The sequence below is a fragment of the Stenotrophomonas sp. YJH_SMC_32 genome, assembly GCF_059369975.1.
This window is the reverse complement of sequence record NZ_JCAFTE010000005.1, coordinates 168,501-189,818: the sequence shown is the minus strand read 5'-3', so window position 1 is coordinate 189,818 and position 21,318 is coordinate 168,501. Positions and strand designations below refer to the sequence as shown.

Below are 21,318 nucleotides of genomic sequence, written 5' to 3'. Positions count from 1 at the left end.
TCCCGCCCGTCGGGTCGCAACCGCTTACCGGACACCGAGGATCAGACAATGCTCATTCCAGGCTTCACGGCGGGCGCGCAGGCGCCGGCCGAGCTGCATACCCGTTGGTCGCCGTGGCGTGCCCTGCTGGGCGCGCTGGCTCCCCAGCACCGCACCGGCGCCGAGGCCGTGTCCGATCGCCGTGCCGAGCTGGAAGCCCAGGTCGCGGCGCTGCACCGGGTCCAGGCGGTCATCGAGTTCGCCCTCGATGGCACCATCCTGCAGGCCAATGACAACTTCCTGCAGGCGATGGGCTACCGGCTGGAGGAGATCCAGGGAAAGCATCATTCCCTGTTCGTCGATCCCGAGCAGGCGCGCAGCGCCGAGTACCGCGAGTTCTGGGCGCGGCTGGGGCGTGGCGAATATCACGCTGGCCAGTACCGGCGCTTCGGCAAGGGCCAGCGCGAGATCTGGATCCAGGCCTCGTACAACCCGGTGCTGGACCGGCAGGGGCGGCCTTATAAGGTGGTCAAGTTCGCCACCGACATCACTGCGCAGAAGCTGCAGGCAGCCGACTCGGCCGGGCAGCTGGCGGCGATCGACAAGTCGCAGGCGGTGATCGAGTTCGGCATGGACGGCCGCATCCTTTCGGCCAACGACAACTTCCTGGCCGCCACCGGCTACAGCCTGGACGACGTGCGTGGCCAGCACCACTCGCTGTTCGTCGAGCCCGAGTATCGTGGCAGTGCCGAGTATCGCCAGTTCTGGGAGAAGCTCGGCCGTGGCGAATACGATGCCGGCCAGTACCGGCGCCTCGGCAAGGGCGGGCGCGAGGTCTGGATCCAGGCGTCCTACAACCCGATCCTGGATCTCAACGGAAAGCCGTTCAAGGTGGTCAAGTACGCCACCGACATCACCGCGCAGGTGCATGAGAACCAGGCCATGCAACGTGCCGTGGCGCAGACCCGTGAAGTGGTGGCGGCCGCGAAGGAGGGCGACCTGACCCGGCGCGTGGCCACTGCCGACAAGAACGGGCCGATCGCCGAGCTGTGCGAAGGCGTGAATTCGTTGGTGGAGGCGATGGCCGCGATCATCGCCCAGATCAAGTTCGCCGCCGACACCATCGCCGTCGGTGCCACCGAGATCGCGCAGGGCAACAGCGATCTGTCGCAGCGCACCGAGCAGCAGGCCGCGTCGCTGGAGGAGACCGCGGTGTCGATGAAGGGCCTGGCCGAGACCGTGCAGCGCACCGCGACCAACGCACGGCAGGCCAGTCAGCTGGCCGGTGGTGCTGCTGATGTCGCTGCCCGCGGTGGCAACGTGGTGCACGAAGTGGTCGAGACCATGGCCGTGATCAACGCGTCCTCGCGGCGCATCGTCGACATCATCGGCGTGATCGACGGCATTGCTTTCCAGACCAACATCCTTGCGTTGAACGCGGCGGTGGAAGCAGCGCGTGCGGGCGAACACGGGCGTGGCTTCGCCGTGGTCGCCACCGAGATCCGCGAACTGTCGCAGCGCTCGGCCAGTGCCGCGAAGGAGATCAAGCAGCTGATCGATGCGTCGGTGGCCAATGTCGGCGCCGGTACCGCGCAGGTTGAGAGCGCCGGACGCACCATGGACGAGATCGTGGTCAATGTGCGCCGTGTCAGTGATCTGATGTCCGAGATCAGCACGGCCGCGCAGCAGCAGAGCGACGACATCCAGCAGATGAACCATGCCGTCGATCTGATCGATCAGGGCACCCAGCAGAACGCCGCGCTGGTCGAGGAAGCCTCGGCCGCAGCGCGCAGCATGGAGGAGCAGTCGGCGCAGCTTCTGCAGACCGTGGCCTGCTTCCGCGTGCAGGGTGGGGCGGGGCACCTGCATGGCGCGGCGGTGCTGCGCGCGGTCTAGGCCCGGCGGTCGGAGTGTTGTTCCCCGGCATCGTGGGTCGGCCTGCTCATGCGCAGCCTGCCAGGCTACGCCGATGCTGATGGTCACATGGGGCCTCAGCGGCGGGCAGGGCGGCGGTTTCCACGGCGGCGCGCAGGCGCTCGCAGGGTGGCGATGAATTCCTCGCCGCCGTCGCGGGCCAGCAGGTCATCACTGCGTTGCGGGCAGCCGTCGAGGATCGCGGCGACCGCCTGCAGGTGTTGGCGTCCCAGCGCCCGGCGCTGATCGGATGCGTCAGGCAGATGGCGGGCGATCTGCAGCGCCATCGCCCGTTCGGAAACGTCGCCCCAGCTGGTGTGCTCGATCACGCCTGGCAGCGAGAAGTAGTGGGACCGGGCGACGGCGTCGGACGCCCGCAGGAGGGGCAGCGCGCGGGCAGGGCATGCTGGGGCATGCCTGCCAGTGTCGGCGCTCTGGCCCGGGAAATGCAAAAGGCCAGGTCATGGACCTGGCCTTTGATGCAGTGGTGCCGGTGAAAGGACTCGAACCTTCATGGGGTCACCCCCGGCTGATTTTGAGTCAGCTGCGTATACCATTCCGCCACACCGGCAGGCAGCGTGCGAGTGTAACCGAGGTCGGCAGGCGATGCATAGTAGGAGGGCCTATGAGGGCGGTTTCTGTCGGCATTGGCCCCTTGATAGCTATACTCCCAGCGTGCAATTGCCTCCAGGAGCGGTAGCCGATGACAGTGTTGCAGGACCTGAGGGTGCTGGTGGTCGAGAACGACGAAATGAGCGCGGCCCTGCTGCAGATGCAGCTGGTGCATGCCGGCGCGACTGTGGTCGGGCTTGCAGCGAGCGTGTCCGAAGCCCTGCAGCTGCTGGAGCAGAGCACCCCGGACGTGGCCCTGCTGGACTACCGGCTGGCCCGCAACGAGACCAGTGAACCGGTGGCTGCAGCGCTTTCGGCACGTGGCATTCCGTTCGTGCTGGCCACCGGAACGCTGGCCGAGCAGCTGCCAACACCGATGTTGGCCGGCCTGTTGCTGGTCAAGCCCTACCTGTCGGCCGATCTGTCACGCGCGCTGGCGCGTGCGGTGGGTCGCTCCAGCGTCAAGGCCTGAGCCGTCCGCCACGGACCTGCAGGGGATACTGCCGGGGGGTGAATGCTCGCGTCTGCGATGTTCGGCGGCAACCCCTGATCCAGGAACCCCGCCCAGGCGGGGTTTTTCAATTGCGTCCGGCGCTCAGCCCGCTTCCTTGTACACGTAACGGATCTCCTCGCGGTCGTCGAGGATGCGGTACTGGCGCGCCAGGTCATCCGGTTCGGGGTTGAGCCAGGCGTCGAGGTGTTCCTTGCGGATCGGCACTACGCCGCGGTCATGCCCGGCAGCGGCGACGTCGCTGGGCGGTGCGTCGGTGATCGTGGCAAACGACAGCAGGCGGCCTTCCGGTCCTTCCCATTCTGCCCAGAGGCAGGCCAGCAGCAGGTCGCGCGGCGGATCGGGACGGAATTCGAGTACCACGTCCTGTTCCTTTTCGTCGGCACCGAGGGTGCGGCCGGCGATGGCGTGGCGGGGCACGTGCTCGTAGAACGCCTGTACCACCACCACGCCATGGCGCAGTCCGAACGCACCCCGCCAGTAACCTTCCAGGCTGTCGCGCCGCGCATTGTAGGTGCCGGGGTAAAGCACGTCGTTGCGCGCCGGCTTGTCCGGCAGCCGGCACTGGTAGCGCATCGGCCTGATCACGCGCTGGCCGTTCTCGCTGACCATCACCGGTGCGTAGGTGCCGGGGAAAATGCGGTTGTCACGCGGCAGCAGCTGCACCCGATGCAGGTCTTCCAGCCGGGCCTGTGCGCGCTCGATGCGGTTGCCGGCCACGCGCAGGTCGTTGCGCGCCTTCTGCGTGGGCCGGGTGGCCAGCGTGGCATGGGCAATATCGCGTCGTTCGCGTTGCCGGGCCAGTTCGGCCTCCAGTGCCTGTTGCTCCTGCGCATGCCATTGCTGGATCTTCGCCACGATGTCCCGCCCCTGTTCGGTACGCGCACCGGCGAATCCGTCATCCATCGCCTTCGGGGTCTTCGGCCGCTTCTTGCCCGGATCGTGTGCGTACAGCTCGGCGAAGTCCTCCAGCGACAGGATGGCGCCGAACTCGCGTACCAGCTTGGCGTAGTCAGCGCGGATCAGGGCGGAATAGCACATGGGACTCTTTGGGCCTGGGTCGCAGCGGCTGCGACGTGGATGCGGCAGGATAGCCCGACCCATCCGGAGATGCCGCATGAATGGTTCCATCACCTGCCAGTTCCGCGAAGCCGTACCCACGGTCGAGGACTACTGCCAGTTGCGCGTGCTCGCAGGCCTCAGCGCCAAGTCCCGCGAAGCAGCCGCCCGCGCGCTGCCCAATACGTTGTTCGGCGTGTGCGCTTACCAGGGGGCAGAACTTGTGGCGATGGGCCGTATCGTCGGCGATGGCGGCTGCCACCTGCAGGTCTGTGATATCGCGGTGCTGCCGCGTTTGCAGGGGCAGGGCCTGGGCAAGGAAGTGATGCGGCGGCTGGACGGCTGGATGCAGGCCAACCTGCCGCCGTCGGCGTACGTCAGCCTGCTGGCCGATGGCGAGGCGCATCGGCTGTATGCACAGTTTGGTTTCGCACCGACTGCGCCGGCATCGATCGGGATGTATCGGCGGTTCTGAGCCGTGGGCGGGGTGAAGCCATCTACGGGCAGGGCGGTTTGATGGCAGATCGCGGGCAAAGAAAAACCCCGGCCGAAGCCGGGGTTTTCAAGAATTGGCGTCCCCACGGGGATTCGAACCCCGGTCGCCACCGTGAAAGGGTGATGTCCTAGGCCTCTAGACGATGGGGACGCACGAAAACTTCAAGTTGTAGATCCTTCGACGGCCTAATGTCGAAGTGGTGGAGCCAAGCGGGATCGAACCGCTGACCTCCTGCATGCCATGCAGGCGCTCTCCCAGCTGAGCTATGGCCCCATGAAACTCTGGATATCTGCCAGGAGCAGAGTCCGTTTTGAAACTGGCGTCCCCACGGGGATTCGAACCCCGGTCGCCACCGTGAAAGGGTGATGTCCTAGGCCTCTAGACGATGGGGACGCACGAAAAACTTCAAGTTGTAGAACTTTCGACGGCCTAATGTCGAAAGTGGTGGAGCCAAGCGGGATCGAACCGCTGACCTCCTGCATGCCATGCAGGCGCTCTCCCAGCTGAGCTATGGCCCCGTGTTACCGAGCCGCCTATCATACCTGCGTGTTCACGTTTGTGGAAGCTTTTTTCGAACTTTTTTCGTCCCGGTTCAACCTTTGCCACCAAGGGCAGGGGAACCGCAACGCCACAACCTGAATGCCGGTAGGCGGTGAACAAAAAAGACCCGGTTATCGGCCGGGTCCTCGTTGTTCGTGATGAGTGGCGTCCCCACGGGGATTCGAACCCCGGTCGCCACCGTGAAAGGGTGATGTCCTAGGCCTCTAGACGATGGGGACGCAATTCTCATCAATGTTCTTTAGCGACCTTTCGACGGCCTAATGCCGAAAGATTGGTGGAGCCAAGCGGGATCGAACCGCTGACCTCCTGCATGCCATGCAGGCGCTCTCCCAGCTGAGCTATGGCCCCACGTCGCTGAGGAGCGAAATAATAGCCTTGCCCCAGAGGGTTGGCAAGCATTTGTTGCACTTTTCTTCACGTGCGTTGCGAAGGGAACGACGATCACACGTACTCAGTCGGCGCCGTCGGTCAGCGCCGCCAGGATTGGGCACTGATCCAGGGTGCCGTGGCCGGGGCAGGCGTCGACCAGCTGCGAGAGCGCGCTGTGCATGCGTTGCAGTTCAGCCATGCGCTGCGCGATGTCCTGCAGTCGGGCTTGCGCCGCGTCGCGCACGCTGCCCATGTCCTGCGGATGGCCATCACTGAGTGCCAGCAGTTCGGCGATTTGTTCCAGGCTGAAGCCCAGCGTCTTGGCGCGGCGGATGAAGCGCAGCCGGCGCAGGTCCTGCTCACCGAAGATGCGATAGCCCCCGGCCGAGCGTGCCGCGGTGGGCAGCAACTGCTGGCGCTCGTAGTAGCGCACGGTATCGATCGGTACGCCGGCCTGGCGCGCCAGTTGACCAATGTTCATGGCGGATTCCTGCGGATGCTGCCGGTCGTTCTGAAGCCTGGAGTCAGGTCCAGGGTCAAGCTCCCGTCGCTGACGGCGCATTCAGCGCACTTTGCAACTTTCTTCATAGCCCCGCCGTCGTGGCAGTTCCTACCCTGCGCCTGAACCGGCCGCTGGATGGCCTGCAACGAACCGAGGAGATGCTCTGTGGAAGGATTCAGGAACGAGGGATTCGTAGAGGTCGCGGTGGTCGAGTACCCGGGAGGCGACCCGTCGGCCGCCTCTGTGCTGACCGAAATGGCACATGTCGCCAACCGGCTTGCCCAGCAGCAGCGTCGCCCGTTCAAGCGTGTCCTGGTGACCCGCTGGGTCGTGCCAGCCAGCCAGACCGGTGTGCATCGCATTGCCGGCGCGGAGATGCTCGAGGCGGACATTCCCGCCGTGATCGCCGTGCCTGGCCAGATCAGTCAAGGCGTCTGCCTGCGCGCCGATGAGGTCCTGCTGGATTGGCTGCGCGCGCATTACGATGGCGGCAGTCTGCTGGCAGCTGCCAGCGATGGTGTCAGCATGCTGGCACGCGCGGGTCTGCTTGCCGGGCGCACCGTCAGTGGGCCGGACCTCGGGCGCCATCCGGGCCTGCAGGGGCAGTCGGCCAGCTGGGTGCCCAGTGAGCGCGCGCTGGTCGACGACGGTGATCTGCTGACAGTGGCCGGTTCCCAGGCCTGGCGCTTCCTCGCCCTGCGGCTGCTGTACCGGCTGCACGGCCAGGGCGTAGCGAGTTCCGTGGCGCAGCAGTTGGGGATCACGGTGCCCGCGGCGATCCAGCAGGATCTGGAGCGTTTCAGTGCCAACTTCGCCCACGGCGATCGCGACGTACTGAAGGCGCAACGCTGGCTGCATACCACCGCTGCGCGTGGGGCCACGCTCGGAGCGATCTGCGAGGTCTCCGGACTGGAGCCACGGACTCTGCAGCGGCGCTTCCTGAAGGCCACCGGCCTGCGTCCGATCGAGTATTGCCAGCGGTTGCGTATCGCCAAGGCGCAGACATTGCTGCAACAGGGGGCGGGTATCGATGAAGTGGCCTGGGGTGTGGGCTATGCAGACCAGAGCGCATTCCGCCGCCTGTTCCTGCGCATTGTTGGAATGACGCCGGCCAACTATCGGCGGCAGGTCAACAACAAACGGCGCGAACGGCCGCTGTTGTCGTCGGTGGCGGGCAGCCTGCGCGGGCTGCAACCGGCGCCTGGCATGCAGATGCCGCGCAGCGCGGCCTGAAGCCGGCGTTGGGCGTCGCACTTGCAACCTGGGCGCGACGCTTTGACCATGCAGGCAACGAGATGATGGGACAGGTGGGTTGATGTCGAGTGTTGGACCGGTGCCGATGCCGGTGGTGCTGATCCTGATGTGCGTGCTGCTGGCCATGGCGGTGGCCCACCTGTGGCCGCGGCCGAAGGACGGGATGGCAGTGCCTTCCGGGGCCAGCCTGGTCCTGGACATGTTGCTGATCGGCCTGCTGTGTGGACGCATCAGCTTCGTGGCCTTGAACTTCGCGCTCTACCGTGAGGCCCCCTGGAGCATCCTGCAGATCGCCGACGGTGGGTATCACCTTGCAGTCGTGCTGGTTGCGGGCCTAGCGTGGGGCACCTGGCGGCTGCGGTTGTGGCGCGCGTTACGTGCGCCGGTGTTGGCGGGGGCGCTGGTGGGTGTGGTGCTGTGGGCGGCGGGCAGCCACCTGCTGGCAACATGGCAGGAGCAGCGGATGCCGCTACCGGCAGTACAGGTGGCCGATCTGCAGGGGCGCAGGATCGATCTGCAGCAGTTCCGTGGCAAACCGGTGGTGCTGAATCTCTGGGCCAGCTGGTGTGGTCCCTGCCGTCGCGAGATGCCGGTACTGGCATCCGCACAGCAGACCCACACTGACGTGCAGTTCGTGTTCCTCAACCAGGGGGAAACCCTGGACGAAGTGAAGGGTTTCATCGCATCCGAACAGCTCTGGCTGGGCAACGTATTGCTGGACGATACCGCGTCGGCGTCAACCGTGCTGGGTGTACAAGCCTATCCGTCGACGCTGTTCTTCGACGCCGAAGGCCGCCTGCGTGAACTGCACCTTGGCGAACTGACGGCGGCGGGTCTTGAACACAAACTGCGCCGGCTGCGGTAGCCTGCGCGGGCATCTCACTACGGAGTTCCCATGTTGTCGACTTCCCTGCGCATCGCTCCGGCGGTGCTGTTGCTGCCGGTCATGCTGGCATTGGCCGCCTGCAGCCAGGCCCAGACCCCGCCGGGCAAGGCGACCGCGCCGGCAGCGAGCGCTCAGGCCCCAGCGGCCAAGGGCGAGCGCCCCGCAGTGCTGAAAGGCATCGAGAAGCACGGTTTTGAAGTCGTTGCCGAGTTCGATGCACCGGGTGGCCTGCGTGGATTCGCTGGCGTGGTGGGCGGGCAGCAGCCGGCCGCAGCCTATGTCACCGCCGACGGCAAGCATGTGCTGGTAGGCAGCCTGTTCGATGCCGAGGGCAACGACGTGGCCGCCGAGGCGGTGGAGAAGCTGGTCGCAGCACCGATGTCGGCCAAGATGTGGACCAAGCTGGAGGCCAGTGCCTGGGTGCGTGACGGCAAGGCCGATGCGCCGCGCGTGGTCTATACCTTCAGTGATGCCAACTGCCCGTACTGCCACAAGTTCTGGGAAGCGGCGCGTCCGTGGGTCGACGCCGGCAAGGTGCAGTTGCGCCACATCATGGTCGGCGTGATTCGCGAGGACAGCCCGGCCAAGGCTGCGGCCATCCTGTCTGCGCGTGACCCGAGTGCGGCCTTGCTGGAGAACGAACACCAGTTCGACCGAGGTGGCATCAAGGCCCTGCCGAGCATCAGCCGCGAGATCGCCGCCAAGCTCGACGCCAACCAGGTGCTGATGATTGAAATGGGCTTCCAGGGCACGCCGGGCATCCTGTTCCAGGATGCACAGGGCCAGGTGCAGCGTCGCGCCGGCCTGCCACAGGGCGCTGACCTGCAGACGGTGCTGGGCCCACGCTGATCGGCACCCATGTCGTGATGCGACACCACAGGCCCGCATGGCAGCATGCGGGCCTGTTGCGTTTCGTCACTTGTGCGGGTGATGCAGGCTGCGCACCACCTGTTCGTCGTCACGTCTGAATCGTGACTGACATCAAGCATCGCGCCTTGATTCCAATCAAGGCCAAAAACGACAGGCGGACTAGCCTGTGACGCATGGAATACAGCGTCAACGCGCCAGGGATGCCGCGCCTGACACGCCCTGAACCGGGGCAGTCGGCACAGCCATTCACGACGTTCTCACTCCCTGGTTGTTACCCAGACCGCTGCGGTCGCCACCTCTCCGGCAGTGCGGCCCTGATGGCGTCGATATCGGTACGGGCGGGGCAGTGTCATCGTCCTGTTGCCTGCCAAGCGCAGGCTGGCCGGTGTCGTCGACGCAGTACCCGCATTTCCAGCAACGGCAACGCAATGTCGGAGCTGCGCCTGTGCGCGCGCCGTCAGTGCGCTGCGAATGTTCGTCCAGGGAGGATGCAATGCGCTTTGCGGTACTGAGTCTGGCCTGCCTGACCGCGCTGGCGGTCACGCCAGCCTATGCGCAGCAGAATGGCCAGGAGGATGCGCACGCATTGCGCCAGGAAATCGCTGCCATGCGGCAGGCACTGGAGGGCATGCAGAAGCGCCTGGATCAGCTCGAACAACGCGAGGGCGCTGTCGCGGCCGCTGCGCAGGTAGCGGCGCCGGTGACACCACTTGGCAGCAGCGCCAACCTGCTGCATCCCACCCAGGTGCCGGGTGTGGCGCAACCGGTGCTGCCGCAGCGCGAATCGGTGGCCGATCCCTCAACTGCGGCCTCGCGTCCCGACAGCGCTGCTGGGCCGACCGACCCGGATCTGAAGGGCTTCTTTGCCATTCCAGGCACTGACACGGTGATCCGCATTGGCGGCTATGCCAAGCTCGATGCGATTGCCGATTCGCGTGCGGCCGGTGACGAGGATCAGTTCATCCCTTCGTCGATGCCGGTGGGCGGCAGCCATCGCGATGTTTCCAATTTCAACATCCACGCCAAGCAGACCCGCTTCAGCTTCGAGGCGCGGCGCCCGACCACGCACGGCAACCTGCGCTTCTACCTGGAGAATGATTTCTTCGGCAGCAGCGATGGCTACGCGTTCCGCCTGCGCCATGCGTATGGCCAGCTTGGCAATACCTATGCCGGCTACGGTTACTCCAGTTTCATGGACCCGGACAGCCTGCCCGACACGCTCGACTTCGCCGGTCCCGGCGGCGCCGGCTATCTGCTGGTGGCCGGCATCCACCACAGCTTCGCGATGGGCAAGGGCAACACTCTGACGCTGGCCGCCGAAGACCCCAAGACCGAACTGGCCGGTGCCAGTGATGAACGGGCCGCAGTGAACCGGCTGCCGGATGTGACCGTGACCGCACGCATGGAGCGTGACTGGGGCCATCTTCAGCTGGGCGCGGTGGCGCGCAGCCTGGCCTATGACGGCGAGGGCGAGCGCGACCGGCGCATGGCCGGCGGCCTGCAGTTCAGTGGCTCGGCATCGGTAGGCGAGCGCGATCTGTTGCTGTTCGGCGCGCTCGGCGGGCGCGGCCTCAGCCGCTACACCGCGGACCTGACCGGCTCCGGGCTGGACGCGGTGGTCGGTGCCGATGGCCGTCTCGACGCGCTGGACCTGCACGGCGGCTTCGTCGGCTACACGCATTACTGGTCCGAGCTGTGGCGTTCGAACCTGATCTTCGGCCAGCTGACCCTGGAGCGGAACGCGGCACTCGCTGCCGACGCCTTCCGGCAGAGCCGATACGGCGTGTTCAACCTGATCTGGAGCCCGGCGCCGTCGTGGACGATGGGCATGGAGCTGCTGTACGGCCGCCTGGAACAGCAGGGCGGCGCGCGCGGCGACACGGTCCGGGTGCAGGGCAGCCTGCAGTACAACTTCATCAAGTAAGCGCCAGCGGCGTTACGCCAGCGCAACCGTCCCCACGCCCGGCCGCACCGGGCTCATGCCAGTACAGGAGATTGTCATGGCAGAAGCAAAGAAAATCGGGGTGGTCGGAGCCACCTTCCTCGTCGCCGGCAACATGATGGGCTCAGGCGTGTTCCTGTTGCCGTCCAGCCTGGCCAAGATCGGTACCGCATCGATCTGGGGCTGGCTGATCACCACGGCCGGTGCGCTGTTGCTGGCCTTCGTATTCGCCAAGCTGGGCAAGCTGGCGCCGAAGGCGGGCGGTCCGTATGCCTATGCGCGTGACTGGTTCGGGCCTTACATGGGCTTCCAGACCAATACCATCTACTGGTTCGCCAACTGGATCGGCAACGTTGCCATCCCGATCGCCGCGGTGGGCTATTTCAGCTACTTCTTCCCGATCCTGTCCGAGCCGCTGGTGCGCTGCATCGCGGTGCTGATCCTGGTGTGGGCGCTGAGCTTTGCCAACGTGATCGGTCCGGCCTTCGTCAGCCGTGTGCAGACGGTCACCACCAGTTTCGCGCTGGTGCCGATCCTGGGCATCGCCATCTTCGGCTGGTTCTTCTTCGATGCCGACATTTTCAAGGGCGCCTACAACGTGTCCGGTGAGTCCAACTTCGGTGCGATCTCCAGTGCTGCGGCACTGACCCTGTGGGCTTTCATCGGTGTCGAATCGGCTTCGGTCACGGCTGGCGTGGTCGAGAACCCGGAGAAGAACGTGGCCCGTGCCACTCTGGCCGGTGTGTTCCTGGCTGCCATCGCCTACATCGCCAGTTCCTCAGTGATCATGGGCATGGTGCCCAATGGCGAGCTGCAGACCTCCGACGCGCCGTTCGCGCTGGCGGCGGCCAAGGCGGTCGGCGGCTGGGGCGGCGCGCTGGTCAGCCTGTGCGCCTTCATCGGCGCTGCCGGTTCGCTGGGCGGCTGGATCCTGCTGACCGCGCAGAGTGCCAAGGCGGCCTCGGATGATGGCCTGTTCCCGAGCATCTTCAGCAAGACCAACAAGGACGACGTGCCGGTCAAGGGCGTGCTGATCGTGGCGGTGCTGATGACCCTGGCGGTGCTGGTGACGTCCACCTCGGAAACCGCGTCGGCCCAGTTCGACGTGATCACGTCGGCGGCCGTGGTGCTGACCCTGCTGCCCTACATCTACTCGTGCGTGGCCTGCTACTTCGTGGTCGAGCGTTCGCACACCCTGGTCCATACCGGTGCGTTCTGGACCCTCACCAGCCTGACCGTCGTGTACTGCCTGTGGGCGATCTACGGCTCGTCGGGAACCATCGTGCAGTACGCCTTCCTGTTCGTGCTGTTCATCACCGTGTTCTATCCCTTCTTCAGCGAGGAGCGCCGCCAGCAGCGGCAGCGCGCCCGCGAGGCCTCGGCGATCAGCGCCGGCGCCCGGCATTCCTGAGTTCGACAAGGAGAATCAACGTGTACTTCAAGTCCCTGGACTACCCGGTCATTGTCATCGACAACGACTACGAGTCGCCGCGCATCGGTGGCATCCTGATCCGTGCGCTGGTGGAAGAGCTGCGCAGCAACGACCAGCGCGTGCTGTGCGGGCTGAACCTGGATGACGCCCGGGCCGGTGCCCGCACCTACGTGGCGGCCTCGGCGGTGCTGATCTCGATCGATGGCAGCGAAGAGGTGGATGGCGAGTTCCAGCGCCTGACCGCCTTCCTGCGCGAGCAGAGTGCGCGCCGCGCCAACCTGCCGGTGTTCCTGTACGGCGAGCGCCGCACCATCGAAAAGGTGCCGAGCAAGCTGCTCAAGTACATCCACGGCTTCATCTTCCTGTTTGAAGACACCAAGAGCTTCATCTCGCGGCAGGTGATGCGCGCGGCCGAAGACTACATGAAGAATCTCTTGCCGCCGTTCTTCAAGGCGCTGATCCATCATGCGGCAGAGTCGAACTACTCCTGGCATACGCCGGGCCATGCAGGCGGCGTGGCATTCACCAAGTCGCCGGTCGGCCGTGCGTTCCACCAGTTCTACGGTGAGAACACCCTGCGCAGCGATCTGTCGATCTCGGTGCCGGAGCTGGGCTCACTGCTGGATCACACCGGCCCGATCAAGGATGCCGAGGAAGAGGCGGCGCGCAACTTCGGTGCCGACCATACCTTCTTCGTCACCAATGGCACCTCCACCGCCAACAAGATCGTCTGGCATGGCACGGTGGCCCGCGGCGACGTGGTGTTCGTCGACCGCAACTGCCACAAGTCGCTGCTGCACGCGCTGATCATGACCGGCGCGGTGCCGGTGTACTTCACCCCAAGCCGCAACGCACACGGCATCATCGGCCCGATCAGCCTGGATCAGTTCACACCGGAATCGCTGCAGCAGCGCATCGCCGCCAACCCGCTGGCCAGCCAGGCCTACAAGGCCGGTTCCAAGCCGCGCATTGCGGTGGTGACCAACTCGACCTACGACGGCCTGTGCTACAACGCCGAGAAGATCGCCGACGAAATCGGCAGCGCGGTCGACTTCCTGCACTTCGACGAAGCCTGGTACGCCTACGCCGCGTTCCATCCGTTCTATGAGAACCACTACGGCATGGCCAAGGGCAAGCCGCGCGAGCAGGATGCGATCATCTTCACCACGCATTCCACCCACAAGTTGCTGGCCGCGTTCTCGCAGGCGTCGATGATCCACGTACGCAACTCGGCGCAGCGCGACCTGGATGCCGAGCGCTTCAACGAGTCGTTCATGATGCACACCTCGACCAGCCCGCATTATGGGGTGATCGCGGCCTGTGACGTGGCCTCGAAAATGATGGAGGGCGAGGCCGGCCGTTCGCTGGTGCAGGAAATGCATGACGAGGCGATCGCCTTCCGCCGCGCGATGCTGCACGTGCGTGACGACCTCGGGCGCGACGATTGGTGGTTCAGTGTGTGGCAGCCGACCAAGGTCGAGCGCAGCCTGGACAAGGGCGATACGCCGGCTCCGCTGGTGGCCAAGCGCGAGGAGTGGTACCTGCAGCCGGATGCGCACTGGCACGGCTTCGAGAATCTGGTCGATGACTACGTGCTGATCGACCCGATCAAAGTGACCCTGCTGACCCCGGGCCTGGCGATGGACGGCAGCATGGGCACGCTGGGCATTCCGGCGGCGGTGCTGAGCAAGTTCCTGTGGGGCCGCGGCATCACTGTGGAGAAGACCAACCTGTATTCGGTGCTGTTCCTGTTCTCGATGGGCATCACCAAGGGCAAGTGGAGCACGCTGGTCACCGAGCTGATGGCCTTCAAGGAGCTGTACGACTGCAACGCGCCGTTGAGCCAGGCATTGCCGACGCTGGCGGCGGACTATCCGATTGCCTACGCTGGCTGGGGACTGCGTGACCTGTGCGATGCATTGCACGCGTTCAACCAGGAATTCGAGGTCGCCAAGGTGATGCGCGAGATGTACGTGGATCTGCCGACGCCGGTGATGACCCCGGCCGATGCCTACAACCACCTGGTGAAGGGCGAGATCGAGCGGGTCGACATCGAGCAGCTCAGTGGTCGCGTCGCGGCGACCATGCTGGTGCCGTATCCGCCGGGCATTCCGACCATCATGCCGGGCGAGCGATTCGGCGACAGCGACGAGCCGATCATCCAGTCACTGCGTATTGCCCGTGAACAGAATGCGCGCTTCCCGGGCTTCGAGTCGGATGTGCACGGGCTCATCATCGAGCACGATGGCGATGTGACATCGTACAAGGTGGAGGTGCTGAAGGCCTGACCGGGGACGGTCGGCCCTTCGGCGAGCGATGGATACCGCGCGCGAGCAACGCATCCTGAAGTTCTCCATCGGGGTGACCATCGCGGTGAGCGCGGTCGGCTTCATCGGTGGCCTGCTGGTGGGATCGCAGGCCATCCTGTTCGACGGCGTGTACAGCCTGGTCGACGTTGCCTTGACCCTGGTGTCGTTGTCGGTACTGCGGCTGGTGGCGCGGGAGCAGAGCCCGCGCTTCCAGTATGGCTATTGGCACCTGGAGCCGATGGTCGAGGCACTCGGTGGGGTGATCCTGTCGCTGGCCTGCGTGTACGCGCTGGCCAACGCGGTCATCGGCTTGACCACGGGCGGGCACGAAGTGAAATTCGGGCCCGCGCTGTGGTGGGCGGCGCTGCTGAGTGCCAGCAACCTGGCAATGGCGACGTTCGTCGCGCAGCGTGCGCGGCGCCTGCGCTCGGCGTTGTTGTGGCTGGATGTAAGAGGCTGGCTGCTGGGTGGATTGATGAGCCTGGCGGTGGTGCTGGCCTTCGTGCTGGCCCTTGTCCTGCATGGCGGCGAGTGGCACCACTGGGTCCCGTACCTGGATTCGATCGTGCTGGCGTTGATCAGCCTGGCGGTACTGCCAGTGCCGGCGCGCAGTGCATGGAAGGCCATGCGCGAAGTGCTGCAGGTGGCGCCGGATGACCTGGACCGGCGCGTGCAGCAGGTAATGCAGGCATTCGTGTCCGAGCGTGGCTATGCCGGTTTCACCAGCCACGTGGCGAAGATGGGGCGGATGCGCTTCATCGAGATCCATGTGCTGGCAGACCCCGGTACGCCATTGGGCTCGGTGGGCGAGGTCGATGCGATGCGCGATGAGATCGCCGTGCGGCTGGATGCGCGGGGCAGCACGTTCTGGTTGACCATCGATTTCACTGCGGATCCGGCGTGGACGTAGCCCTGCCTCTTTCGCGCCGGGGCCTTGCCCGGCCAGGTTCTGTTCGCCTGTAGAGCCGGGCCCATGCTCGGCTGCCGTTCGCATGGAGCAGCCGGGCATGGGCCCGGCGATACAGCACGCTGCGATCGTTGCACACGGCGGACTGCTCTGTTGCGCCGGATGTGTTTGACCTGAACCTGGGTTGAGGTCGCAGACTGCGGCACAGTTCCACAACGCTTAGCGCAGGTAGTACTCCACCGGCACCACCAGTTCCTGTGGTGCCTTCAGTTCATCGGGAATGGGCGGCAGCGGCTGCGCGCGGCGGAAGGTCTGCAGTGCGGCGCCGTCAAGCATCGGCTGGCCACTGGACTGCTCCAACCGCAGGGCCAGCAGGCGTCCCTGGCGATCGATGCTGGCCCTGACCCAGGCAGTGCCCTGCTGGCGCCGTGAGCGGGCCGCAGCAGGGTAGTAGCGATAGCGCTCCAGCCGCGCCATCAGGCGGGCTTCCCACTGGTCGCTGGCGGCGCCGGCCTGGAAGTCCGCCGGTGGGGCGTCGGGAGCGGGCGGCGCGGCCGTGATCGATGCCGGTGCGGGACTTGCATCGGTCGCGGCCGCAGGCGGGGCGACCGGCAGGGCTTGCCGGCCAGCGCCACTGCGTTCGCTGGCGGCCACTTCGCCCTCGCGTGCGGCGGTGGGCTTCGGTGGAGGGGGTGACTTCGTGGGTTGGGATGCGCGCGCCTGCTGCGCCTGGCTGGGGGTGTCGGCCTGGCGTTCTTCCACTGGCTGCGGCGGCGTCGCCGGTGCCAGCAGGCGCAGGCTGATGCGCACGTCCTGCTCGGGCGGCGGCAGCAATGGCGGCGCGGCCACCCAGTGCACCAACAGCAGCAGGGGCAACAGGTGAAGCCCAATGCTGATGGCGATCGCCTGCCAGTGTTGGCCGCGCTCACTCATCGTCCAGCACCCATAGCAGGTCGGCGTCGGCCGCATCGACGGATGCACCGACTGAAGCGAGCGCGATCACCAGCGCTGGTGTGCCCGCTGGCAGGTAGCCCGGCATGCCAGTACCGCGCAGTACATGCCAGCGACCGGCCACCAGCAGCGCGGGTGCCGCGGCTCAGGTTGTGGGCGACGCGGTACAGGTAAGCGCGGCCATTGCTCAGCAGGCCACTGGCGGCGATTCTGACGACGCGCAGCCAGGTCTCCTGGACGACATCATCGGCGTCGCTGCGTTGCGGGAGTTTACGGCGGACATGGGCGTGCAGCGGCCGGTAGTGGGCCGCGCACAGCTGCGCGACATCCGTCGGTTCGACAGGCGTGGACACGGGGCGGGCGACAACTGGGAAAGGGAACAGCCCGCGGCGGCAAGGGCAGCGGCTACACCTTACAGCAAAAGAGAATCATTTGCATCCGTGAGCGCAAGGCACGGCATGCGTGGCCGACTGCGAGGTCAGCGCGGACGAAAGTCGCAGTGGATCTGCAGGGCTTCGGTGGGGTTGTGATGCAGCTCGAAACCGCAGTGCTGGAGGCTGCGCTTCACCCGGGCGATCGCTTCGGCATGGCGGGCGGTGCGACGCTGCTGCCAGCGCGGCGGGGTGAACACGCCCAGTGGCAGCAGCCGCAGCCGATTGCCGTGCAATACCACTGAGACATCGATATGACGGCCATCGATGTCGTGGCCGTTGGCGCCGAAGATGGCATCGACTTCATCATGGCGCTGCGGATAGCAGGCGCGGAACACCGCGATGCCGAGCCAACGCACGCCACGACGGAAGCCGCCGAGCCGGCTGTGGCTGGGTTCGAAGCCGCGCGTGACGAGCAGGCCCAGCCCGGCAGGCAGCAATGCCTGCGCGTCGAGCAAACGTTGCAGCACTTCTTCTTCCAGCTGGATGCGGGTAGAGGGCCAGCGCGGTGCGATGAGCAGTCCGTGGTGGCTGCCGCGTTGCAGGGTCAGCATGGGTGAAGCTTCGCACGCGGGCGAACAGCCGGGGTAGTGCGGGCCGCTGGCCGGCAAATCTGTTGCCCGTCAGGTGCCGGCCAGCGCCCGGCACTACCGTGACGATCGTCAGAGGTCGCGGTACTGGATCTGCGAAGCCAGTACGCGCAGGCCATCGGCATTGCTGGACAGGATGCGCTCTTCGCCGATGCCTTTCTGCCGTTTCAGCTGGAAGCCCTGGTCTGCAGGCAGCTGTGCGGCGATGGCGTCCATGCGTTGCATGGCATCGGGGCCGCTGCAGTCGAAGTGGCCCCAGTAGGCGCCATCGCGGTGGATCTGCAATCGGTAGTTCATCGCGGTAGCTCCGGCAGGTCCTGCAGCCAATGGTCGAACATCGCGGTGGCGGCCGCGGCCAGTGGCGCGCCATAGCGACGCGCCTGCGTGCGCAGGTCGTTCGGATCGATGCCGGCCTGCGCCAGTTCCAGGGTGTGACCGATCAGCCAGCGCTCGAACTGGCGCGCGTCCAGCTCCGGATGGCATTGCAGTGCCAACGCATGGTTACCGATGGCAAAGGCCTGGTGGCGGCAGGCCGGCGTGCTGGCCAGGCGGCGTGCACCCGTTGGGAGTTCGAACGCCTCGCCATGCCAATGCAGTACCGGAATGCCCTGCAGAGCCTGCAGTGGCGAGCGCTGACCGTCATCGGTGAGCAGCAGTGGCGCAAAGCCGATCTCCTTGCCACCACTGGCGGCGACGTCGGCACCGAGTGCACGCGCCATCAGCTGCGCGCCCAGGCAGATGCCCAGCGTGGGCCGCTGCTGCTGCAAACGCCCTTGCAACAGCGCGATGCTATCGTTGAGGAACGGGTAAACATCAACATCGTTGACGCTGATCGGGCCACCCAGCACCACCAGCAGGTCAGCCGCTTCGGCCGGATCGAGTGCATCTACACCCGCCTGCAGCACCTGCAGCTGCCAGCTCTGGGCCAGCAGCAACGGTTGCAGGGTGCCAAGGTCCTCGAAGGCAACGTGTTGCAGGACAACCGCGTGCTTCATGCCGGGGCTCCATTGCTGGGCCAGTAGAAACTGTCCGGGGTGGCGCGTGCGCCGAAGATGGCCTGGCCGACACGGACCACGGTGGCGCCTTCCTCGATGGCCACTTCGAAGTCGCCGGACATGCCCATCGACAGCTGCGACATGTCGATGCCGGGTGGGGCGGTACGCTGCAGCTGCTCGCGCAGTTCGCGCAGGCGCACGAAGCACGCGCGCACACGTTGGACTTCGGGAGTGAAGATGGCCAGAGTCATCAGGCCACGCACGCGTAGCCGGTCGAAGACTGGCAGCTGCTGCACGAATGCCTCGACGGCAGCGGGTTCCAGACCGTACTTGCTGGGTTCGGCGGAGGTGTTGACCTGCACGAAAACATCCAGCGTGCGGTCTTCCAGCTGCAGGCGCTGCTGCAGCGCTTCGGCCACGCGCAGGCTGTCAAGCGCCTGGAACTCGCTGGCGAAGCGCGCCACGTAGCGCGCCTTGTTGGTCTGCAGATGCCCGATCACCGACCAGTGCACGCCCAGATCGGCCATCGTCTCGGCCTTGCGTTGCGCCTCCTGCACCTTGTTCTCGCCCAGCTCGCGGCAACCGGCGGCCACCGCCATGCGGATGCGGGCGTCATCGACGGTCTTGCTGACCGGCAGCAGGCGCACGCTGGCCGGGTCCCGGCCGACGCGGGCACACGCATCGGCGATGCGTTGGCGCACCGTACCCAGGTTGGCGGCGATCTGTTCAACAGACTGGGCGACGGGCCAGTCGGCGGCGGCAAGGGGCATGCGGGCACCTCCAATGCAGGGCGGCCAGGGTGGGATACACTGGCACAGGACAAGAATTATTTTGGCATAGGACAAAATGAAAATCACCGGGCATAGCGCCGAGTCGATCTTCGACAGCATCCGCGATGGCATCGGCAAAGGCCGTCTGCCGGCGGGCAGCGTGCTGCCGCCGGTTCGCGATCTGGCCGATCAGCTGGGGGTCAATCGCAACACCGTGGCCGCCGCCTACAAGCGATTGGACGCGGCCGGCCTGGCCAGCACCGCAGGCCGGCGCGGCACGGTGGTGCGTGGCCTGCCGCCGATGCTGGCGCGCGAGGGCAGTACGCCGGGGTTGGCGCTGCAGGACCTGGCCGGTGGCAATCCGGATCCGCGCCTGTTGCCCAGCCTGCGCCTGGCCGCGGCGGCACCGCGGTTGTATGGCGTGGGCACGGTCGACCCGAGGTTGCAGGCGTTGGCACGCGCCTCGCTGGATGCGGATTGCCCCGAGGGGTACGCGCTGGAGCTGACCCATGGCGCGGTCGATGGCATCGAGCGCCTGTTGGCGGCATGGCTGCTGCCGGGCGATCGCATCGCGGTGGAGGATCCATGCTTCCTCGGTAGCCTCAATGTGCTCAATGCCGTCGGCCATGCGCCGTTGCCGGTGACGATGGATGCGCATGGCATGCAGGTCGAATCGCTGCGACAGGCGCTGGAGGCCGGTGCACGCGCGGTGCTGTTGACCCCACGGGCGCACAATCCGACCGGGGCCAGCCTGGATGCGAAGCGGGCACGGGCGTTGCGCCAGCTGCTGGCGGCCTATCCGCAGGTGGCGGTGCTGATCGATGACCACTACGCACTGCTCTCGCAGCAGGCCTACCACTCGGTACTGCCGCTGGATGGCCGGCGCTGGGCGCTGCTGCGTTCGCTGTCCAAGCCGCTCGGCCCCGACCTGCGCCTGGCCTGGCTGGCCTGTGATGACGAGACCGCGATGCGGTTGCGGTTGCGATTGGCGTCCGGCATCGGTTGGGTCAGTCATCTGCTGCAGGATGCCGCCACTTCGGTGCTGGCATCGGCGCCGCAGCGGGCAAAGATCGCCTCGGCAGGCGAGCGGTACCAGCAGCGCCTGCAGTCGCTACAGGAACTGCTGCGCGTGCGTGGCGTGCCGACGCCGTTGCCGATGGAGGGATTGAACCTGTGGCTGCCGTTGCCGGCCGACAGCCATCCACAGGTGCTGGCGCTGGCTGCGCGCGGATGGCATGTGCGTGCTGGCGAAGTGTTTGCGGTGGCTGCACCAGCGCATGGCCTGCGCATCACCTGCGCGGCGCTGGGGGCGGCGCAGCTGCGGCAGCTGGCCGATGACCTGGCGGCGGTGTGTGGGGTATAGCGCCCAGCCATGCTCGACGCTGGAAGCAGATCAGGGCGCGGCGTTGGCGTTGGGGCGCACGTAGTAGGATTGGCCACTGTCATCGACGAACATCAGCTCCGGCTTGCCCTGCCAGGACGTGAGCATGGCGCCGGTATTGTTCTGGTGCTTGACCATCAGGCTGGCGCCACGGTCCGGATTGGCGACGACCTTGAAGACTTCGGTGGTGCCGGTGGCATCGTCCAGAGTGAGCAGGGCTTCGCCCCCGCGGTCGCTGGTGCCATAACCGCCGCGCTCGGAACCGTCGGGGCCAAGCAGGATCAGGCCGGACAGCGCGGTTGCACGCGGTCCCTGGGTGCGGCCCCTGCTGAGGGGGTCCGGCACCGGCGCACCGAGGATCAGCCGTGGTTGGCCAGTGCCATCGTGGATGACCAGGCCGCGCGCTTCGATGATCCGCTCAGGCGATTGGCTGCGATGCAGGCTCCAGGCGGTCCAGCCGGAAACGAGCAGGGCAAGGGTCGAGACCACCAGGGTGGTCAGCAGCAGCACACGGGGCATCGGGTCGTCCTTCCTTGGATAGGCCGACGATAGCGGATGCCGGCGGGCAAAGGCCAGTTCGTTGTGTGACGATCTGTA

Annotated in this window: 19 protein-coding genes, 7 tRNA genes and 3 pseudogenes; 11 read left to right on the top strand and 18 right to left on the bottom strand. The window is 66.2% G+C overall.

Features of this window, described 5'->3' with window-relative positions; genetic code table 11:
- Positions 1-48 precede the first annotated feature (48 nt).
- Positions 49-1,875 (top strand): methyl-accepting chemotaxis protein, encoded by a 1,827-nt coding sequence (locus tag AC5P7S_RS09950; RefSeq protein ID WP_095377156.1) that lies wholly within the window; start codon positions 49-51, stop codon positions 1,873-1,875.
- Positions 1,876-1,905: 30 nt separating this feature from the next.
- Here the strand turns inward: AC5P7S_RS09950 and AC5P7S_RS09945 are convergent.
- Both AC5P7S_RS09945 and AC5P7S_RS09940 read right to left on the bottom strand, forming a co-directional pair.
- Positions 1,906-2,123 (bottom strand): annotated as a pseudogene (locus AC5P7S_RS09945) (nucleotidyl cyclase domain-containing protein); the annotation flags it as partial.
- A 255-nt stretch (positions 2,124-2,378) separates the two neighbouring features.
- Positions 2,379-2,464: transfer RNA gene (locus AC5P7S_RS09940), tRNA-Leu, on the bottom strand.
- 132 nt (positions 2,465-2,596) lie between these two features.
- Here AC5P7S_RS09940 and AC5P7S_RS09935 point away from each other — a divergent pair.
- Complete coding sequence (locus AC5P7S_RS09935; protein WP_005417125.1) at positions 2,597-2,977, top strand: response regulator; 381 nt, start codon at positions 2,597-2,599, stop codon at positions 2,975-2,977.
- 123 nt (positions 2,978-3,100) lie between these two features.
- Here the strand turns inward: AC5P7S_RS09935 and AC5P7S_RS09930 are convergent, their stop codons facing one another.
- A complete protein-coding gene (locus AC5P7S_RS09930) occupies positions 3,101-4,057 on the bottom strand; it encodes an SOS response-associated peptidase family protein (protein ID WP_065178515.1) in 957 nt (318 codons plus the stop codon).
- 76 nt (positions 4,058-4,133) lie between these two features.
- Here AC5P7S_RS09930 and AC5P7S_RS09925 point away from each other — a divergent pair, with 76 nt between their 5' ends.
- On the top strand, positions 4,134-4,550 hold the full coding sequence (locus AC5P7S_RS09925; RefSeq protein ID WP_053500686.1) for a GNAT family N-acetyltransferase: 417 nt from the start codon (positions 4,134-4,136) through the stop codon (positions 4,548-4,550).
- A 95-nt stretch (positions 4,551-4,645) separates the two neighbouring features.
- Here AC5P7S_RS09925 and AC5P7S_RS09920 read toward each other — a convergent pair.
- From AC5P7S_RS09920 to AC5P7S_RS09890, 7 genes are all read right to left on the bottom strand, one after another.
- Positions 4,646-4,721, bottom strand: a tRNA-Glu gene (locus AC5P7S_RS09920).
- Between the two features lie 47 nt (positions 4,722-4,768).
- A tRNA-Ala gene (locus AC5P7S_RS09915) sits at positions 4,769-4,844 on the bottom strand.
- Between the two features lie 44 nt (positions 4,845-4,888).
- Positions 4,889-4,964 (bottom strand) — tRNA-Glu (locus AC5P7S_RS09910).
- A 49-nt stretch (positions 4,965-5,013) separates the two neighbouring features.
- Positions 5,014-5,089 (bottom strand) — tRNA-Ala (locus AC5P7S_RS09905).
- Positions 5,090-5,274: 185 nt separating this feature from the next.
- Positions 5,275-5,350: transfer RNA gene (locus tag AC5P7S_RS09900), tRNA-Glu, on the bottom strand.
- A gap of 54 nt (positions 5,351-5,404) precedes the next feature.
- Positions 5,405-5,480, bottom strand: a tRNA-Ala gene (locus tag AC5P7S_RS09895).
- A 103-nt stretch (positions 5,481-5,583) separates the two neighbouring features.
- A complete protein-coding gene (locus AC5P7S_RS09890) occupies positions 5,584-5,982 on the bottom strand; it encodes a heavy metal-responsive transcriptional regulator (RefSeq protein WP_005417119.1) in 399 nt (132 codons plus the stop codon).
- Positions 5,983-6,168: 186 nt separating this feature from the next.
- On the opposite strand from AC5P7S_RS09890, the gene AC5P7S_RS09885 reads away from it, so the two are divergent.
- From AC5P7S_RS09885 to AC5P7S_RS09855, 7 genes are all read left to right on the top strand, one after another.
- Positions 6,169-7,236: a GlxA family transcriptional regulator gene (locus tag AC5P7S_RS09885; protein ID WP_005417111.1), complete on the top strand. Its 1,068-nt coding sequence runs from the start codon at positions 6,169-6,171 to the stop codon at positions 7,234-7,236.
- A gap of 82 nt (positions 7,237-7,318) precedes the next feature.
- Entirely contained in the window at positions 7,319-8,122 is an 804-nt protein-coding gene (locus AC5P7S_RS09880) for a redoxin family protein (protein ID WP_032954270.1), read from the top strand.
- Positions 8,123-8,152: 30 nt separating this feature from the next.
- Positions 8,153-8,992 carry a thiol:disulfide interchange protein DsbG gene (gene dsbG / locus AC5P7S_RS09875; protein WP_095377155.1) on the top strand — a complete coding sequence of 280 codons (840 nt, stop codon included), beginning with the start codon at positions 8,153-8,155 and terminating at the stop codon, positions 8,990-8,992.
- A gap of 514 nt (positions 8,993-9,506) precedes the next feature.
- Positions 9,507-10,937 (top strand): DcaP family trimeric outer membrane transporter, encoded by a 1,431-nt coding sequence (locus tag AC5P7S_RS09870; RefSeq protein ID WP_095377154.1) that lies wholly within the window; start codon positions 9,507-9,509, stop codon positions 10,935-10,937.
- Between the two features lie 76 nt (positions 10,938-11,013).
- Positions 11,014-12,366, top strand: a complete 1,353-nt coding sequence (adiC, locus tag AC5P7S_RS09865; protein WP_095377153.1) for an arginine/agmatine antiporter — start codon at positions 11,014-11,016, stop codon at positions 12,364-12,366.
- Between the two features lie 20 nt (positions 12,367-12,386).
- Positions 12,387-14,675, top strand: coding sequence for an Orn/Lys/Arg family decarboxylase (locus tag AC5P7S_RS09860; RefSeq protein ID WP_005417105.1), 2,289 nt, complete (start codon positions 12,387-12,389; stop codon positions 14,673-14,675).
- Positions 14,676-14,703: 28 nt separating this feature from the next.
- Positions 14,704-15,606 carry a cation diffusion facilitator family transporter gene (locus AC5P7S_RS09855; RefSeq protein WP_053499656.1) on the top strand — a complete coding sequence of 301 codons (903 nt, stop codon included), beginning with the start codon at positions 14,704-14,706 and terminating at the stop codon, positions 15,604-15,606.
- A gap of 216 nt (positions 15,607-15,822) precedes the next feature.
- Here the strand turns inward: AC5P7S_RS09855 and AC5P7S_RS09850 are convergent, their stop codons facing one another.
- The 7 genes and pseudogenes from AC5P7S_RS09850 to AC5P7S_RS09820 all read right to left on the bottom strand — a co-directional run bounded on the left by AC5P7S_RS09850 (position 15,823) and on the right by AC5P7S_RS09820 (position 19,340).
- Positions 15,823-16,536 carry an energy transducer TonB family protein gene (locus AC5P7S_RS09850; RefSeq protein WP_005417103.1) on the bottom strand — a complete coding sequence of 238 codons (714 nt, stop codon included), beginning with the start codon at positions 16,534-16,536 and terminating at the stop codon, positions 15,823-15,825.
- Positions 16,529-16,699, bottom strand: a pseudogene (locus tag AC5P7S_RS09845) (ChaN family lipoprotein); the annotation flags it as partial. The pseudogene AC5P7S_RS09845 and the gene AC5P7S_RS09850, both read right to left, overlap by 8 nt.
- Position 16,700: 1 nt before the next feature.
- Positions 16,701-16,907, bottom strand: a pseudogene (locus AC5P7S_RS09840) (RNA polymerase sigma factor); the annotation flags it as partial.
- Between the two features lie 125 nt (positions 16,908-17,032).
- Positions 17,033-17,539, bottom strand: coding sequence for a hypothetical protein (locus AC5P7S_RS09835; protein WP_095377152.1), 507 nt, complete (start codon positions 17,537-17,539; stop codon positions 17,033-17,035).
- A gap of 108 nt (positions 17,540-17,647) precedes the next feature.
- Positions 17,648-17,872 carry a hypothetical protein gene (locus AC5P7S_RS09830; RefSeq protein ID WP_005417095.1) on the bottom strand — a complete coding sequence of 75 codons (225 nt, stop codon included), beginning with the start codon at positions 17,870-17,872 and terminating at the stop codon, positions 17,648-17,650.
- The gene (locus AC5P7S_RS09825) at positions 17,869-18,570 is read right to left on the bottom strand and encodes a glutamine amidotransferase (protein WP_053499654.1); all 702 of its coding nucleotides are present in this window, start codon (positions 18,568-18,570) and stop codon (positions 17,869-17,871) included. The genes AC5P7S_RS09830 and AC5P7S_RS09825 overlap by 4 nt, the downstream gene beginning before the upstream one ends.
- Positions 18,567-19,340, bottom strand: a complete 774-nt coding sequence (locus tag AC5P7S_RS09820; protein WP_095377151.1) for a YggS family pyridoxal phosphate-dependent enzyme — start codon at positions 19,338-19,340, stop codon at positions 18,567-18,569. Before AC5P7S_RS09820 ends, AC5P7S_RS09825 begins: the two co-directional genes overlap by 4 nt.
- Positions 19,341-19,416: 76 nt before the next feature.
- Between AC5P7S_RS09820 and ptsJ the strand changes: the two genes are divergently transcribed.
- Complete coding sequence (gene ptsJ, locus AC5P7S_RS09815) at positions 19,417-20,703, top strand: MocR-like B6 salvage transcription factor PtsJ (protein ID WP_053499651.1); 1,287 nt, start codon at positions 19,417-19,419, stop codon at positions 20,701-20,703.
- Between the two features lie 30 nt (positions 20,704-20,733).
- Here the strand turns inward: ptsJ and AC5P7S_RS09810 are convergent, their stop codons facing one another.
- Positions 20,734-21,240 (bottom strand): hypothetical protein, encoded by a 507-nt coding sequence (locus AC5P7S_RS09810; protein WP_005417089.1) that lies wholly within the window; start codon positions 21,238-21,240, stop codon positions 20,734-20,736.
- Between the last annotated feature and the right edge of the window lie 78 nt (positions 21,241-21,318).

What these genes read in the sequence shown, in the direction of transcription:
- AC5P7S_RS09850 (WP_005417103.1), bottom strand. Translation starts at nt 16,536, where the DNA reads ATGAGTGAGCGCGGCCAACACTGGCAGGCGATCGCCATCAGCATTGGG.
- adiC (WP_095377153.1), top strand. Translation starts at nt 11,014, where the DNA reads ATGGCAGAAGCAAAGAAAATCGGGGTGGTCGGAGCCACCTTCCTCGTC.
- AC5P7S_RS09810 (WP_005417089.1), bottom strand. Translation starts at nt 21,240, where the DNA reads ATGCCCCGTGTGCTGCTGCTGACCACCCTGGTGGTCTCGACCCTTGCC.
- AC5P7S_RS09890 (WP_005417119.1), bottom strand. Translation starts at nt 5,982, where the DNA reads ATGAACATTGGTCAACTGGCGCGCCAGGCCGGCGTACCGATCGATACC.
- AC5P7S_RS09870 (WP_095377154.1), top strand. Translation starts at nt 9,507, where the DNA reads ATGCGCTTTGCGGTACTGAGTCTGGCCTGCCTGACCGCGCTGGCGGTC.
- AC5P7S_RS09935 (WP_005417125.1), top strand. Translation starts at nt 2,597, where the DNA reads ATGACAGTGTTGCAGGACCTGAGGGTGCTGGTGGTCGAGAACGACGAA.
- AC5P7S_RS09925 (WP_053500686.1), top strand. Translation starts at nt 4,134, where the DNA reads ATGAATGGTTCCATCACCTGCCAGTTCCGCGAAGCCGTACCCACGGTC.
- AC5P7S_RS09880 (WP_032954270.1), top strand. Translation starts at nt 7,319, where the DNA reads ATGTCGAGTGTTGGACCGGTGCCGATGCCGGTGGTGCTGATCCTGATG.
- AC5P7S_RS09830 (WP_005417095.1), bottom strand. Translation starts at nt 17,872, where the DNA reads ATGAACTACCGATTGCAGATCCACCGCGATGGCGCCTACTGGGGCCAC.
- AC5P7S_RS09835 (WP_095377152.1), bottom strand. Translation starts at nt 17,539, where the DNA reads ATGCTGACCCTGCAACGCGGCAGCCACCACGGACTGCTCATCGCACCG.
- AC5P7S_RS09825 (WP_053499654.1), bottom strand. Translation starts at nt 18,570, where the DNA reads ATGAAGCACGCGGTTGTCCTGCAACACGTTGCCTTCGAGGACCTTGGC.
- AC5P7S_RS09930 (WP_065178515.1), bottom strand. Translation starts at nt 4,057, where the DNA reads ATGTGCTATTCCGCCCTGATCCGCGCTGACTACGCCAAGCTGGTACGC.
- ptsJ (WP_053499651.1), top strand. Translation starts at nt 19,417, where the DNA reads ATGAAAATCACCGGGCATAGCGCCGAGTCGATCTTCGACAGCATCCGC.
- AC5P7S_RS09855 (WP_053499656.1), top strand. Translation starts at nt 14,704, where the DNA reads ATGGATACCGCGCGCGAGCAACGCATCCTGAAGTTCTCCATCGGGGTG.
- AC5P7S_RS09950 (WP_095377156.1), top strand. Translation starts at nt 49, where the DNA reads ATGCTCATTCCAGGCTTCACGGCGGGCGCGCAGGCGCCGGCCGAGCTG.
- dsbG (WP_095377155.1), top strand. Translation starts at nt 8,153, where the DNA reads ATGTTGTCGACTTCCCTGCGCATCGCTCCGGCGGTGCTGTTGCTGCCG.
- AC5P7S_RS09820 (WP_095377151.1), bottom strand. Translation starts at nt 19,340, where the DNA reads ATGCCCCTTGCCGCCGCCGACTGGCCCGTCGCCCAGTCTGTTGAACAG.